The organism is Ancylomarina sp. YFZ004 (assembly GCF_054254355.1).
The window spans coordinates 72,545-87,387 of sequence record NZ_JBTCHQ010000002.1 but is presented as its reverse complement, the minus strand read 5'-3'; the positions used below and the strand labels follow the sequence as shown (position 1 = coordinate 87,387).

Annotated in this window: 14 protein-coding genes; 4 read left to right on the top strand and 10 right to left on the bottom strand. The window is 36.1% G+C overall.

Annotation, left to right across the window (positions count from 1 at the left end; genetic code table 11):
* Positions 1-31: 31 nt before the first annotated feature.
* A complete protein-coding gene (locus tag ACXR6G_RS03595) occupies positions 32-517 on the bottom strand; it encodes a dihydrofolate reductase (RefSeq protein WP_458360033.1) in 486 nt (161 codons plus the stop codon).
* Between the two features lie 134 nt (positions 518-651).
* Complete coding sequence (locus ACXR6G_RS03590; protein ID WP_458360032.1) at positions 652-1,446, bottom strand: thymidylate synthase; 795 nt, start codon at positions 1,444-1,446, stop codon at positions 652-654.
* A gap of 247 nt (positions 1,447-1,693) precedes the next feature.
* Between ACXR6G_RS03590 and ACXR6G_RS03585 the strand changes: the two genes are divergently transcribed.
* Positions 1,694-2,563, top strand: a complete 870-nt coding sequence (locus tag ACXR6G_RS03585; RefSeq protein ID WP_458360031.1) for a YifB family Mg chelatase-like AAA ATPase — start codon at positions 1,694-1,696, stop codon at positions 2,561-2,563.
* A gap of 63 nt (positions 2,564-2,626) precedes the next feature.
* Here ACXR6G_RS03585 and ACXR6G_RS03580 read toward each other — a convergent pair whose 3' ends face one another.
* The gene (locus ACXR6G_RS03580) at positions 2,627-3,469 is read right to left on the bottom strand and encodes a DNA/RNA non-specific endonuclease (RefSeq protein WP_458360030.1); all 843 of its coding nucleotides are present in this window, start codon (positions 3,467-3,469) and stop codon (positions 2,627-2,629) included.
* 23 nt (positions 3,470-3,492) lie between these two features.
* Between ACXR6G_RS03580 and ACXR6G_RS03575 the strand changes: the two genes are divergently transcribed.
* The 3 genes from ACXR6G_RS03575 to ACXR6G_RS03565 all read left to right on the top strand — a co-directional run bounded on the left by ACXR6G_RS03575 (position 3,493) and on the right by ACXR6G_RS03565 (position 5,371).
* The gene (locus ACXR6G_RS03575) at positions 3,493-3,606 is read left to right on the top strand and encodes an FKBP-type peptidyl-prolyl cis-trans isomerase N-terminal domain-containing protein (protein ID WP_458360029.1); all 114 of its coding nucleotides are present in this window, start codon (positions 3,493-3,495) and stop codon (positions 3,604-3,606) included.
* A gap of 217 nt (positions 3,607-3,823) precedes the next feature.
* Entirely contained in the window at positions 3,824-4,354 is a 531-nt protein-coding gene (locus ACXR6G_RS03570) for a hypothetical protein (protein ID WP_458360028.1), read from the top strand.
* 432 nt (positions 4,355-4,786) lie between these two features.
* Entirely contained in the window at positions 4,787-5,371 is a 585-nt protein-coding gene (locus tag ACXR6G_RS03565; protein ID WP_458360027.1) for a recombinase family protein, read from the top strand.
* Between the two features lie 725 nt (positions 5,372-6,096).
* Here the strand turns inward: ACXR6G_RS03565 and ACXR6G_RS03560 are convergent.
* The 7 genes from ACXR6G_RS03560 to ACXR6G_RS03530 all read right to left on the bottom strand — a co-directional run bounded on the left by ACXR6G_RS03560 (position 6,097) and on the right by ACXR6G_RS03530 (position 14,735).
* Positions 6,097-7,032, bottom strand: coding sequence for a hypothetical protein (locus ACXR6G_RS03560; protein WP_458360026.1), 936 nt, complete (start codon positions 7,030-7,032; stop codon positions 6,097-6,099).
* Positions 7,007-7,141, bottom strand: coding sequence for a hypothetical protein (locus ACXR6G_RS03555; RefSeq protein WP_458360025.1), 135 nt, complete (start codon positions 7,139-7,141; stop codon positions 7,007-7,009). Before ACXR6G_RS03555 ends, ACXR6G_RS03560 begins: the two co-directional genes overlap by 26 nt.
* 1,918 nt (positions 7,142-9,059) lie before the next feature.
* Complete coding sequence (locus ACXR6G_RS03550) at positions 9,060-10,223, bottom strand: HNH endonuclease family protein (RefSeq protein WP_458360024.1); 1,164 nt, start codon at positions 10,221-10,223, stop codon at positions 9,060-9,062.
* Between the two features lie 5 nt (positions 10,224-10,228).
* Positions 10,229-11,323: an adenine-specific methyltransferase EcoRI family protein gene (locus ACXR6G_RS03545; RefSeq protein WP_458360023.1), complete on the bottom strand. Its 1,095-nt coding sequence runs from the start codon at positions 11,321-11,323 to the stop codon at positions 10,229-10,231.
* Positions 11,324-11,440: 117 nt separating this feature from the next.
* The gene (locus ACXR6G_RS03540; protein WP_458360022.1) at positions 11,441-12,631 is read right to left on the bottom strand and encodes an adenine-specific methyltransferase EcoRI family protein; all 1,191 of its coding nucleotides are present in this window, start codon (positions 12,629-12,631) and stop codon (positions 11,441-11,443) included.
* Positions 12,632-13,009: 378 nt separating this feature from the next.
* A complete protein-coding gene (locus ACXR6G_RS03535) occupies positions 13,010-13,444 on the bottom strand; it encodes a LexA family protein (protein ID WP_458360021.1) in 435 nt (144 codons plus the stop codon).
* Positions 13,437-14,735 (bottom strand): Y-family DNA polymerase, encoded by a 1,299-nt coding sequence (locus ACXR6G_RS03530; RefSeq protein WP_458360020.1) that lies wholly within the window; start codon positions 14,733-14,735, stop codon positions 13,437-13,439. The genes ACXR6G_RS03535 and ACXR6G_RS03530 overlap by 8 nt, the downstream gene beginning before the upstream one ends.
* Between the last annotated feature and the right edge of the window lie 108 nt (positions 14,736-14,843).

Here is a 14,843-nt window from a genome sequence, read left to right as displayed (position 1 = left end):
AGACTTTTTTGTTTTTAGTATTTTGAGTTTTTTATTTCTTTTCGTAATCGATGAAAGAATAAGCATGCTCATTTTTAGCATCTGGCATATGATCCTCACGTTTTAAACTTCCCCACATTTTTGAATCTAACTTAGGAAAGAATGTATCGCCATCAAATTTGCCATGTACCAATGTTAGATACAGTTTATCTGCCTTCTCGATAGCTTCTTTATAAATTGTTCCACCACCAATGACAAAAGCTTCCTGTTCGGCAGGAACTTTAGCAAGAGCTTCTTCCAAAGAATTCACCACAATACATCCTTCTGCTTTATAATCTGCCTGACGAGTAATAATAATCGAGGTACGATCGGGAAGTGGCTTCCCTATTGAATCGAATGTTTTTCGACCCATAATAATATGGTGTCCTGTTGTTAAAGCCTTGAATCGTTTCAGATCGGCAGACAAACGCCAAATCAGTTTATTATCTTTCCCAATAACATTGTTATGAGATGTTGCTACGATGATTGATATAGGCATGATAGAGATAGGTTAGTGAATGTATAAGTCAGTTAATGAGTGAATGGGTGAATTTGTGATCTAAAACTCAAACTCTATAAACCCAAATCTCTTATTTAGTCTAACTCTTTAGCAATTTAACAATTATAATGTGATTAAACTGAAATTGCTCCCTTAATGTGAGGATCGGCTTCATAATTTTCCAGTTTGAAGTCTTCAATTTTAAAATCAAATATGCTTTTAACATCAGGATTAATTTTCATTTGAGGCAGCTTCTTAGGCTCACGGGTCAATTGTAAATCAACTTGTTCCAGATGATTATTGTAAATATGAGCATCACCTAGTGTATGTACAAAATCACCCGCTTCCAAACCACAAACCTGCGCCATCATCATTGTAAGTAGAGCATAAGAGGCAATATTAAAAGGTACACCTAAAAAGATATCAGCGCTACGTTGGTACAACTGGCAAGATAATTTCCCATCGGCCACATAAAATTGGAATAAGGCATGACAAGGAGGTAAAGCCATATTTCCAATGTCAGCTACATTCCAGGCACTTACGATTAATCGACGAGAATTCGGATTGTTTTTTATATCATTTACCAATTGAGAAATCTGATCAATATGTTCGCCATTTGCTTTAGGCCAAGAGCGCCACTGATAGCCATAAACATGACCGAGGTCACCATTCTCATCCGCCCAATCATTCCAAATCTTCACCCCATTATCTTGTAGATATTTGACATTGGTATCACCATTCAAAAACCACAATAGCTCATGAATAATAGATTTTAAATGAAGCTTTTTGGTGGTAAGTACTGGAAAGCCTTCTGATAGGTCGAATCGCATTTGATGACCGAAAATACTAATTGTTCCGGTTCCTGTTCGGTCACCCTTTTGGTTACCTTCCTGAGTCACTTTCTCTAGCAATTCGAGATATTGGCGCATAGTTGTTCAAATTTTTTTATAAAATTAGTTTAAAGTTAAACTTTCCTACGGAAGAATGTTTCTCTCTACTAGATATTTCAGTCATCAACTTATTAACATGAGTGTTGAAAACTATTTACGAATGGGAATATTGAAATAGACTTTTGCTTTTAAAAATCATAATCTTGAAAATATTTTTATTTAACTCAACATAAATCATTAATTTAAAGAATCCTTACATTATCTAATAGTTTAAAAACTAGGTCAAATGCTCATCAAAACCTACGGAAGTGCTGTGTATGGTATTCATGCCACTACCATCACAATTGAAGTCAATGTTTTTAACGGAGTTCGCTTTTTACTAGTTGGTTTAGCCGACAATGCGGTGAAGGAAAGCCAGCAGCGTATTGACTCTGCATTACGAGAAGTTGGCTATAAAATTCCAGGTAAAAAGATCATTATTAATATGGCTCCTGCTGATATTCGTAAGGAGGGATCGGCTTACGATTTACCCTTAGCAATTGGAATATTAACAGCTACAGAACAAATAAAATGCCCCGACTTACAAAAATATGTGATTATGGGTGAGCTTTCGCTCGATGGCAGTTTGGTTCCTATAAAAGGTGTTTTACCCATGGCAATAAAAGCCAGAGAAGAAGGATTTGAAGGTCTGATTTTGCCTTTGGAGAATGCGAAAGAAGCAGCTGTCGTTAATAATTTGAATGTCTACGGTATTCAGAATATTAAGGAGCTGATTGATTTCTTTAACGGAGATGCTGAGTTGAAAATCACAGAAGTAGATACCAGAGCTGAGTTTTATTCTCACCTAAATCATTTTGAGCATGACTTTGCTGATGTTAAAGGGCAAGAAAATGTGAAAAGAGCTCTTGAGATTGCTGCTGCTGGTGGGCACAACATTATTATGATTGGGCCCCCAGGTTCAGGAAAAACAATGTTGGCCAAACGAATTCCGGGAATTTTACCCCCTCTTAGTTTACAGGAGGCACTAGAAACAACCAAGATTCATTCGGTAGCTGGAACACTTGAAAAGGAAAGTGGTTTAATGACTAAACGACCATTTAGAAGTCCTCATCACACAATTTCTGATGAAATATTCGGATATAAGGTGGCGATATAGTTTAGTGTGACACACCTATAGGGGAGAGGTTATTATTGATGTTCCCAACAATACTTAGAATCATTACTGCTTTTTGTTTCTACATCTTATTCCTTTTGATTTAACAACCCCTTTACATTGTACTGCTGTAGAGTTAGATGTGGTTATATGCTGTTTTAACGGTGCTTGGCCAACTTTGAAATACCAATTAGACTTATCTATACCAGATTCTAGTTTCTCTTCTAAATCATCTGGTAACTGTGGAAAAAAATCAATTCCTGTAAGTGTCTCTATGCAATCAGTATTGACGACAAACTTAGATAGTGGTTCTGAACTTTTTCCATTTTGCACTAGGAATGCTATCATCTGACGGTTATCACCGTCTCCTGTTAGTACGATCTTGTAATAGTATTGTGGTATTGCTACATGATTATTACCAATTGTAGGAGAACCTTTCGTTAATACAGGACCAGTAACCACATATATTTTTCCATACTGTTTTGCGTATGATCTTACAAGGCTTTCTAACTTCTTCCATACACCCCTGTTAAATGATCGAGCTTGCGGTGACATATTGGACATATAGAAACTTTCATTCATTGCAATAGAGGAAAAGCTCATATCAGCAGCAGGAGCTAAATGCCCTCTGTCATATCCTGACCTTCTGTAATCTTTTAATGTTGCAGAACCAGTTGATACATCTGAATCTGATTTAAATTTATCTGACCTTTCGACTACTTTTACCGTCTCTTCTGTTGTTAGTTCATATGCTACCCATTCAGCTTGCTCATAAGTCTCGATATAAGAGAGTGTGAAGTTTGAATGACTTATTACCTCACCATTTACTGTTGGTAAGTACATATTATCTTGTGAGTAACCAAGATTAATATAAACGAAAGATAGGACTAATAGGAATATTTTTTTCATAGAACTGTAAGCTTAAAGGGGAAGTGTTTTTGAATGAGCACAAATCTAAACCTGGAGTTGTAACAACTCAATCCGGGTTACAATATAAGATATTAATATCAGGCACTGTGTTAATCCAACCGAGAATCAGAAAATGAAGGTTCATTAACTATGGTAAATTATTAATGTTCGCCAAGGCACACTTAATTTCGCTTTGCTCTTTTTCTCTTAATAATCCACAAACGATACTTTACATGAATAATTATTTATTTCATCTGTTAAGTACCAGAATGAAATTGCATAAAATTGGGATAGATTGAGATTTACGGTTATCTTCGTTTTTGTTAAATAAAGTAATTTTAAACTTAAAGAAAAATGAAAATTAAATCTATCCTTGTACTATTAATATTATTATCCGTGTTTTCATTCAATGTAAATGCACAAAAGCAATTTCTTCAAAGAAATCTAACAAAATCAGTAGTTTCCTCATTTTTCAATGTTTCAAATGATAATATATCAATGACAGAAGGAATATATGATGAAGAGCAAGGGTGTTATTTTGATGCTTGTATAGAGGGGTATAGTAGTGAAATTGGAGCTGAAGTAACATTAGAATCTAACATCGAAGGAAAAATAGGGTCAATTGTGATAAGTTATAGAAAGATTGTTTCAATTGAAAGATATAATGTTTTAGTAAATCAATACTTGTCTCGAAATGTTGGAATAAAATGGTCAGAAACAGGAGTGAAAGATATCAAAAAGACTTATACTTTAATTGACAATACTTGGCGAAATGATATCCTTACAATTAGGGGAACAATAACAAGTGTATTGACAGGAGAAGGTAAAATCTCAAGTTATTGCCCTGCAAAATTGTTGTTATTGTTTAACTCAGGTGCATTGTAATTTGATGAAATTATAATTAAAACCTCTCATGGCAAACATGAGAGGAAACGGATTAAATATATTAAACTTGAACGGTCAGAAGAAAGGCTATCGTTAAAATGCCCTACAAATATTGAAGCACCTCCACCCAATTATTTATGTTGGGACTTTCTGAAAAATGTTATTTATTCCTTTTGTTATCACTGCACCAACTATTGCTCCAATCATTGAAATCTAACTGGATCATCTTGGATACATCCACATTTCAAATGATAATGAAAAGATTAATCTTTGTATTAATTTGATCTCGAAAGGTCCAGTTTTAGGGTATACCTATATCATGAACCTTTAATGATTATATATTAGCTACAAATTCAAGGATTTCACGAGTACAATATTACAGAGTCTAATGTTGTACTTATATTGTGACTGTAATCAATAAAGTGAATGACTATGGAAGCAACATATATCAGAGTATCTACAGCTAAGCAGAACGTCATTACTCAGGTGAATAAAGCAATTGGCCAACAGTACATCGATAAGATCCAAGGAACAACGCCATTTGCAGAACGACCACAAGGAAGCCGTTTGCTGGGTGATATCATCACTGGAAAGGTGAAACATGTTTATGTGAATAGAATTGATCGTTTAGGCCGTAATGCAGATGATATTCAGGATATAATCAAAGTATTTAAGGAATATAAATGCCAGTTGACAATTACATCAATGGGTAATATGCATCTATTTGATAATGGTAAAGAGAGTTTCACTTTTAAAATGATGGTGGCAATGTATTCTCAGATAGCAGAACAGCAACGAGAGGAGATTAAGGAAAAAACTGCCGAAGGAATTCAGTTAGCAAAGGAAAGAGGAGTATATATAGGTCGCAAAGAGGGGACAAAAGAAAGCACCGATAAATTCTTGACCAAGCACAAGAATATCGTCAACTGCCTTGAATCTGGAATGTCATTGAAGAAATCAGCCGATACGCTAGGAGTGAGCAAAACAACCGTTGTGAAAGTTAAGAAACTATTATAGAAAGAGTTATTTAAAAGGATTTTGGGAAGACGATGTTAGCTAAGCATATTCCAAAACTTATACCACGTAATTATGAATTAAGGGTAAGGCATACCATTTGTGTAATAAACTAAATATGATTTATGCATACAATAATATTCGTAAAAACATCTGATAAACAATACGATAAGCGAAATACCTAAACTGTTTTTAGATTACCTCTATTTTTAAAAGGAATAATTAAAAATACGTAACAGTACTCTTTCTACATCTTCTCACACACTCTCAGGGAGCATACAAGACTATAATACAGCATATTGAGAGGTATGAATTACACGAATGGTATGTGTGACTACACAAACGGTATGTCTATTACACAAACTGTATGCGTCATTACACAAATGGTATGCCGATTACACAATTTGTATGTCCCCAAGAAGCAATGAACCAACTTAATGTGAAAACTACCTTTACCATGATCAGATGGTAAGAAAAGAACTATTTGAGCTCTCAACACATTGGAAGTCGAATATTTTATAACAAAAAGAAAGTACTGGTAGCCGTTGAACGTTTTGAGAGATAGGAATAGGATTAAACTTACTTTCTAATTTGCCTGATACGAAATGTACATATCAGGACGAGACAATTACTTTTTAAGCCCAACCTTAAAGATTGGGCTTTTGCTTCATTAAATGTAAATGGTGTCAACTTTAGATATTCCCTTAATTTACCAATATAATTCATTGTTAATACTGTAGTATTTCCGAAATCATTTCATGAAAATTTGGAAGAGAAGGAGGAGCTGGAGGTAGTAATGATGGGACTAAACCTACGGAGATCTTATCACTTGGATTCGAAATAAATAGTCTTCCTGCCGATTCAAAACTACTCTTATGAAGCCTCTCCTCTGCTTTATTAATTAGAAATTGTTCATCTACAATTTCATTACCTGCAATTTTTTTACAGAAAAAACGAGTCCCCATATAATTAACATCAATACCAGCCTGTGAAGCAAGCTCATCTATCTTATCATTTAATATTCTTACTGACTTTCTATTCTTGTACTTGTCATATTTACTGAGTGCTCCTATGATAAGCGAACGGTCCTCATTCGTCATCTCCCAGCCATATGTCTTGTATCCGTAGTCAGCAGCAACACTACAGATATGGTCATAAACTTCTTTTGCTTCATCCCACATTTTGTTAATCTCCTTCTCTATCCCCGATGACAACGCTGTTGATGCATGCTTACCTGTTACTGTTTTCTTATATAATTGATTATTATTTTCATGATTATAATTACTGTCATGGTTAACAGATTCAGAGTTACCAGATTCCTGTTTTTCGGATTCAGGCAAACTTCCCATATTTAAGGGGTTTTCGTTAACAATCCAATGAGTACCTTTTACTCGACCTTTCTCGCGAATATCTTCACGTATTATATAACCATACTCCTGAAGTTTCTTCCATTCTTTAAAAAACTTATCCTTGCCAAGACCTGTATGTTTTTGCAAGTAGGTGGAGTTAATAACATACTCATTACTCTGTGAAAGTATTAATGTCATCATTCCAATTTGATTCAGTGAGAGTCGTTTGTCTCGTATCATCTTATTATCAATTTTGGTATAGAAGTTCTCCTTACCATCATTTGTGGACCTATTGTACGTTGTCTGATTGTTCATCACTATGAAGCGTTGGAGGGTTAAACAATACCTTAATAACTTCTCCAGATTTAACCGCATTTCTGAATGCATGTCTTCCAATCTCCATGAATGTTCTTGCCTGTTTCATGTTTTCAGCCCTTTTCCCACCCGGCAGTAGGTAATAATGTTTATTCTTCATCTTCAAATATTAATACGTTAACACGAAGTAACACAAGGTCATTAACCTATGTTACTTTGTTTTAAATTTAATTAGTGAGGGTCAATACCCTCTTAATAGATATATTTGAAAATTAGTGCGCTGGAATGCGCAAGGAGTGCAACAAGAAGACTTCTATGTCGCAGATTACAAAGTAAGGAAACTATTTCCTATAATGAAAATCTAAGGTGAAATTAATTGGAAAGCCCACTATTTGAGAACATTCCAATCTAGATATGAGGAAACTATGAAAACCTGTATTCCTTGAATTATTGTTTTAAAGTGTGTTACAAGCACGAGCAAGGTATATTACCATACGAAGTCCCATATCTTGAGAGAAAATACCCCACCCTTTTTCTCCTCACACATAATACAATATCGATTTTTAAATAAATCTACTCTTTCAGGAAATGAATGACCTTAATCAGATCCGAAAGCGTAAGTAATTGACCAGACATCCTAGTATCGTAGTTATTAACAACCATAGGTACAATCTTTCGGGAAACTATCAATCTCACTATATTAACAATAACAAGCTATAAACCATAGCACTGCAAATCAGATTATCAGTAATGTTTACACAATATAATTGCCGAGAGGTTGTACCTCCAACTAATATTCAATTGCAGCTTTCTGAATTAATAATTATTACTAGATAGTTAAGGTACTGGTACGCAAGAAAAAAAAAATGAATAAACCTCTTTAGATGAAAATCTAAGTTCAACTATTTAGGGAATGGAATCATCTTATATAACAATTATTGTTATACGATAAGCTCTTGTTAATCAGGTGTTGTGCAAGAGGGTATAACAAGGAAAATTACAAATCGGTAGTTGGAGGCTTGAAACACTATATCATATATAATGACAAAAATTATATGTATTCTGTGCACAAGCATGTTGCCCACGAGGCCTAATAATGCCTATTTCCCAAATGCATATTAATAACATCTCAATTGATAATGTAACTGCGATTTTGATCAGGTTATTAGCTGTTGAAATGTTACAATATAGCTATCACACGACACAACATTATCAATTATTAGTTAGATATACAATCAATATTAACAATAAGCAACACATTATTTTGTTAGTAAAACACACAACAATTCTGTTCATTGCAAACTTATTAATGTGGTTATCATATGAGAGTGGATGGAGTTCAAAAGGAAAATCGGTGTTCGTCATCAGTTGTCAACAAAACTCACGCCAATCTATTACTACACTTTATTAGCTTTATTTTAGAGGATTAAATAAAGAGTAGTAATCCCGAAAAGGTTCCGCTTCGCTTCAGCTTGTCATGTTTTTTGTGTTCCTCCATCTTTCTCACTGCAGCTCTTTTGTTCTTGTAAACACTTCCTTTCGTACCTTCAGTCAGTACTTACAAGCCCAACCGCTACCTATGTTAGGCTCGCCTGCTAGTCGCAGCGCTCTACGGTTTTGTCCGAGTTTTTGACCTTACCCACCATCCAATCCTGATCAAAAACATTGCCATAACCTTGCTGTAAACAGTAGCTGTAAATGGTCTTCATTCTTCAGACAGTTTCTTACACCAACCGCTACTCCACTCGCAGGCGGCTCGCACTACGTTCCCTTCGCTTCAATCGAAATCAGCTTCGTACCTACTCTTCTTTCAATTTTCACACTTCCCTAGCTCAAGGCTGTTTTTCCTAAATTTAATCTTCATGAAAAGTTGAGGCAATAGAAGTTGGTTTTGATAACACTTAGTTGCAATGCTTTCTCTCGTCATAAGCCACTATATTCACCTCATTGATAACTGAAATAACGTTCCGTGTATGGTGCGTATCCCGCAGGGTATGGATTATACACCTTATTAGCAGCTGGCTTTTTTATCGATTTCCTTTTGCACGATTGTGAGTCTTGCACAACATCTCACAGTTCTTTATATCTGTTGCTCCACCCTTACTCCAAGCAGCTACGTGGTCGGCATCCATATCAGCCATGCTCCAGATCTTTGTTTTGTTGGCATCATGCCCCATGGTGCAGTGTGAGCAATTTGAAACTCCTTTCTTTTCTGCCTTTGTCTTTTGTTTGGCGTAGGTCGTTCGTTTGGTCGATTCCTCAAAAACGCGTACTTCAAGCAGTTTTATGTCTACCGAACCTCCAAGTATGAACTCAAAAACACCTTTTCGACTTTTGATATAGGGGTCACTATAGAGTTTTTGGACTTCTTCTGACACCTTTTTCGGGTCGTAGCCTTTTTTATGATATGCTTCATACAAGCGCCCCCACTCCAATCTGCGCATCTCTTTTTCCACATCTATGAATACACCAGAAACCCAATCCATTACACTATTGAAATAGGTTTTCAACTCCCTGATGTTGTCATCATAGCGATGTCGGCTCATATAGGGTACGATGTCACCTTTGGTCACCCAATCCAATGCACATTCCAAAAAATCCTGCCTGTTTGCAGTGCCAGAAACATAAGTACTCCATTTTTGGATGTTGGCATTTTGACTATTGCTGAACTCCTCTTTAGCTAATGTTACAAAGGGACCAGAAAATACAGCGTTGTTTATCTCTTGGTCATTGAGTGGTACACCAGCAATGTTAATAGTGCGAAACCAATTTTTAATTTCAGGTTCTTCTCCTTCGCATTCATAAATAAGCAGTTCCGCTTCCAGTATCTTTTTCTGCTTACTTGCAGCGATACCACTAAAATATTGCTCCATTCCGTTCTCATCCTTTACGGCAAATCTGTTCGTTACATAGCGTCCAAAACTGGTAATACGCTGCTGTCCGTCCAGAACTTCATACTTGCCATCACTTACCTTATTGAAATAGATAAGTCCCAGCGGATAGCCCTTTAGTATGGACTCGATAACGGCCACATCCTTCTTACCATCTGCATATATGTAATTGCGTTGGTATTCGGGTTGGATGGTGAGCTTGCCTGATAGCCCGAACAAACCCTTTACCTCCAGCTCATTGTAAATAAAGCCTTCGCAGATGTCTTTGACCGTGATGTCGGTTCTAAGTGTTGTTTCCATACTTATCAATTCTTTCGTTTAATTAGGATGCGACTATAAAATCTCTTGTTATTGATGTACCCTCTATCGAGTTTTCCTTTCCATTCAGAATTGACTAAATCAGGTAACAATCCTTCTTTTACAGATGAATCACTTCCAACAATTTCAAATTGCTCAGGACAATATTTATCCAGAAAACTTATAGGCACACCCATTACTCCATCATAGTCCAAGGGTATTGCGTCTGAGAAAGGAACTTCAATAGCGTCATAGTTGTCGTATTGTTCGTAAGCAGCTTTTTTCTGTAGCTTCTTGTTAAATCTTCGATTATCGGCCATGGACATCAACTTTAGCGGTTGATGACGTTTGCCGTGCTCTATGTTTGTGAGCCAAAGACAGTTATTTGTAGCAATAATTCTATTTCCATCACTATCAATTCTAGCTTCAGTTCCATATAATTCATATGATTCGGGAACAATGAAACCAGATATCCACCTTCCCATACCCGTGCCTAACCAAATATTGTTGTCTTTAATTGGCGGAAAAACTTCTTTGTACGTAATAGCATTTATGTTTCCAATTATGGCAAATAGTTTATTGGCTTCCATAATCCATACCAGAAACTCACGAAACAATGAAAATGGCGGATTGGTAATGATAATATCAGCTTCATCCCGTAAGGCTTTAACTTCTTCACTTTTAAAATCACCATCGCCTTCTAAGTATTCCCATTCTAGATCATCTACATCAATCTTTCCATTTCCAGAAACATCATGTGTCAGTGTAAATATTTTTCCATTGGTTTTGGTCTTATTGCTATCGTATTGTGGTGCGTTTACTTCAAATAGAGTTGTTTGATAACCAGCTTTATATGGTTTACTATCTACTGCAAAGCTCGTGCTAATGAGTTTCTTCAGACCAAAATGCTCAAAGTTTTGCGCAAAGAATTTGGTGAAATTACTCCATTCCGGGTCATCGCAAGGAAGCAGTATAGTCTTACCTTTGAACACATCAGGGTTGTAATCTAGATAGGCCTGTATTTCCTTCTGTATATCAGAATACTGTGTGTAGAACTCATCGTTTTTCGCTCTTTTAGCTGCTGTTAGATTTATGTTTGCCATTATTCTTTTGTTGCATGTCCAGTCCAGCGGATTTGACAGTTAATTTATTTTAAAAGTTTTTACACATTTCAAACTCCGGAATAGGTTCTTTGTTTCCTTTTTATACTACCTGAGTTTCTATTCTCTTTTATCGATTTTTCTATGAATTATGAATAGTCTATCGTACAATGAATAAGCACAATTTCCTGCTTCATCTATATAATAATTTCCCTTTATGGGCTTCCCTTTAATCATAGGGTTGCCATTTGTTTTTTTCCCTGATGACCCAGTAAATGTTCCATTTTGTTTAATTTCTTTATAATTATCGTATTTCTTATGACTTTGTAACCCAAAACCATCTTTCATTGATAAACCGATAATCTCAAATTGCTCAGGAGCATACTTATCAAGAAAAGTAATCGGCACCCCCATTACCCCCTCATAGTCGCTTGGAATGAGTTTGACAAGAGGTACTTCAATTGCATCATAGTTGTCATATTTATCAAATGCCTTTTTTGTGGAAAACTTTACAATGTCCACCTCAGTCATTAATGGTAAGGGGTTATGACGTCTTCCATGGTCAAGGGTAGTAAACCAACAAACGCCTGGCACTCGATTTACTTTTTCGCCATTTCTCTCACGTTCAAACTTGTAGCTGTCAGTATACTCAAATTCATCAGGTACTTTGAAATACATTCCAGTATTAAAATTTGTGGCTCCTAACCACATTTTTTTATCCTTGATAATTGGAAATATTTCCTTGTATTTTAGCGCATTCATATTACCAATAATTACAAACTGTTTATTGGCTTCAACGATCCACGCTACAAAATCACGAAATAATGAGAACGGTGGATTGGTAATGATGATGTCAGCTTCATCTCGCAGATTTTTTACCTCTGGGCTGTTAAAGTCGCCATCACCATCCATATAATTCCACTCCAAGTCGTCCACATCTATTTTTCCATCACCGCTTTTATCATGTGTTAGGGTAAATATTTTTCCGTATTTTTTGGTCTTGCTGCTATCGTACTGAGGTGCATTTGCCTCAAACATAGTAACTTGATATCCACCTTTGTAAAGTTTGCTATCTACCGCATAGCTTGTACTAATGAGTTTCTTCAGACCAAAACGCTCAAAATTTTGCGCAAAAAATTTGGTGAAGTTGCTCCACTCGGGGTCATCACATGGCAATAGAACTGTCTTACCCTTAAAAACATCAGGGTTGTAATCTATGTAAGCCTGAATCTCCTTCTGTATATCTGGGTACTGTGTATAGAACTCATCGTTCTTAGCTTTTTTTGCTGCCGAGAGATTACTGTTTGCCATTCTTCTTCAAATTAATTTTATTCTGTTCTTCTTAATTATCATTTCAGCTTGTTGCCAGCTTATGTGTAACATCAATATTGATGTTATTTCTTTTAAAAGGTGACGATACACAGCTAATTTGGGTGTATATGTTCACCTTATAGTTTTTATCTGAGACATCTTATATACTGAAATGTATAAGATTTAAGTAAAGCTATCAAATTCCAACTAATATTGATATTGTCAAATCAAATTGCTTAATAATATTTTCTGATTAAAACTTAAGCAAATCAATTCAACTGTTTTTTTAGGGTTGCGCTGTTCTGTGAAGAGGCTTTTAATACGGTGTCAATCTTTCACTTGGTTAATTTAGGGTTAGAGAGAGTTATAACAAAAATATTAAACCGCTTTGATGACGTAGGTAACTATGCCCCAGATAAGGAATTCGTTTTCATCTGTGACTTTTATGGGTGAGAACTCTTTGTTTTCTGGCATGAGCAAGATGTAATCTTCTTTTAAGTGCAGTCGTTTAACCGTGAACTCCCCATCGATGAAACAGACAGCCACCTTATTATTTTGAGGTTCTAAGCTTCGATCAATAACCAAAAGATCACCATCATGTATGTTAGCATCTTTCATACTATCACCTTCAACCCTGGCATAGAAGGTTGCCTCTTTGTTACGGATGAGTTCACTATCAAGACTGATATTCTTCTCGATAAAATCATCTGCTGGACTTGGGAAGCCAGCATGAACACTTGAGCCAACCAAAGGGATTGGTGTTGGGGAGTCAGTAGAAACGTGATAGATTGTAAGTTTAGATTCGTCAGTCATTGCACTTGATCTTAATGATGTCACTTAATTTGGTTGTATAAGATGGAGATAGTCTCTCTTGCTTCATCTTCCAGGTTCGACCAAGGTCTTGGCAAGCCAGCTTAACCTTTCCATTCTTGTATTTCCTGTTGAGCTGATCCATGGTTTTAAATAAGGCAGTATGCTTGGGGTTTTCAGAAGTAAAAAAGGATAGTTGCTTTTCAGTTTCATTCACAAAGTCGAGTACAATAACCCCAGCTTTTTTGTAGTCATATCCTTTAATATATATCTGTTTTAAAGCCGTCTGAGCGTGTTCTACCAAATCTATTGTAGAATTAGTAGAATAGGGCATCTTAATGGTTATAGACTTGTGATACTGGGGCTTATCCTTCTGAAAAGGACTGGTGTGAATGTAAACCATAATAGCTGAGCATGAAGACTTCTGTTTTCGTAACTTTTCAGCACAGGAAGCTGCAAAGGTGGATACGCGTTCTCGAACATACTGAAAATCGCTGCTTGTTCCTTCAAACGTCCTCGTGGTAGATATCGATTTCTTAGGTTTGACTTCTTCCATCAGAATTGATGGGATACCCATGAGATCATGTTTAAGACGTAAACCTACTACTGACATTTCTTTACGAACCCAGTAATCTGGTTTTTGAGTGAACTCATAAGCCGTCTTCACATCATAGGATCGGAGCTTTTTTGAGTTCTGTCTTCCTATTCCCCACACATCCTCAACCTGACACCATTTTAAGGCTTTGTCACGCTTCTCATCTGAATCGATAAGGTAAACACCTCGAGTCCTCTCGTTGTATTTTTTAGCTACTCTATTGGCTAACTTTGCAAGGGCTTTTGTAGGTGCAATACCCACGCAAACAGCAATGCCTGTCCATTGAAAGATCTTATTCTTGATCTCAGTAGCATACTCTTCTAGATCTAAGTAATCGTAACCATGTAGATCAAGGAAGGATTCGTCGATGCTGTATATTTCTACATCAGCAGCATATGAGGAAAGAATGCTCATCACTCGACTACTCATATCACCATACAGAGCATAGTTTGAAGAAAAGACATGCACACCTTTCTTCTCGAAGAGATCTTTAAACTTAAATGCAGGAGCTCCCATTGGAATATCTAAGTCTTTGGCTTCTTGACTACGTGCTACCACACAGCCATCATTGTTACTAAGAACAACAATAGGTTTCCCATTTAATGAAGGGTTGAAGACCCTCTCGCATGAGGCATAGAAGTTATTGCAGTCGACCAAAGCATACATGCTGCAAAGGTAAGCGAATAAGAGTGGGATCATTACTCGTAACGTCTTTAATCTTGATCGAAGGAAACGATTGTTAACTCGAAACAAATACTATTATACCAGTTAATGGAAGAAGTGTATTGAAAATTTATTCAATGAAAT

Coding starts and splice junctions, on each gene's coding strand:
- ACXR6G_RS03595 (WP_458360033.1), bottom strand. CDS start 517: ATGCCTATATCAATCATCGTAGCAACATCTCATAACAATGTTATTGGG.
- ACXR6G_RS03590 (WP_458360032.1), bottom strand. CDS start 1,446: ATGCGCCAATATCTCGAATTGCTAGAGAAAGTGACTCAGGAAGGTAAC.
- ACXR6G_RS03585 (WP_458360031.1), top strand. CDS start 1,694: ATGCTCATCAAAACCTACGGAAGTGCTGTGTATGGTATTCATGCCACT.
- ACXR6G_RS03580 (WP_458360030.1), bottom strand. CDS start 3,469: ATGAAAAAAATATTCCTATTAGTCCTATCTTTCGTTTATATTAATCTT.
- ACXR6G_RS03570 (WP_458360028.1), top strand. CDS start 3,824: ATGAAAATTAAATCTATCCTTGTACTATTAATATTATTATCCGTGTTT.
- ACXR6G_RS03565 (WP_458360027.1), top strand. CDS start 4,787: ATGGAAGCAACATATATCAGAGTATCTACAGCTAAGCAGAACGTCATT.
- ACXR6G_RS03560 (WP_458360026.1), bottom strand. CDS start 7,032: ATGAACAATCAGACAACGTACAATAGGTCCACAAATGATGGTAAGGAG.
- ACXR6G_RS03555 (WP_458360025.1), bottom strand. CDS start 7,141: ATGAAACAGGCAAGAACATTCATGGAGATTGGAAGACATGCATTCAGA.
- ACXR6G_RS03550 (WP_458360024.1), bottom strand. CDS start 10,223: ATGGAAACAACACTTAGAACCGACATCACGGTCAAAGACATCTGCGAA.
- ACXR6G_RS03545 (WP_458360023.1), bottom strand. CDS start 11,323: ATGGCAAACATAAATCTAACAGCAGCTAAAAGAGCGAAAAACGATGAG.
- ACXR6G_RS03540 (WP_458360022.1), bottom strand. CDS start 12,631: ATGGCAAACAGTAATCTCTCGGCAGCAAAAAAAGCTAAGAACGATGAG.
- ACXR6G_RS03535 (WP_458360021.1), bottom strand. CDS start 13,444: ATGACTGACGAATCTAAACTTACAATCTATCACGTTTCTACTGACTCC.
- ACXR6G_RS03530 (WP_458360020.1), bottom strand. CDS start 14,735: ATGATCCCACTCTTATTCGCTTACCTTTGCAGCATGTATGCTTTGGTC.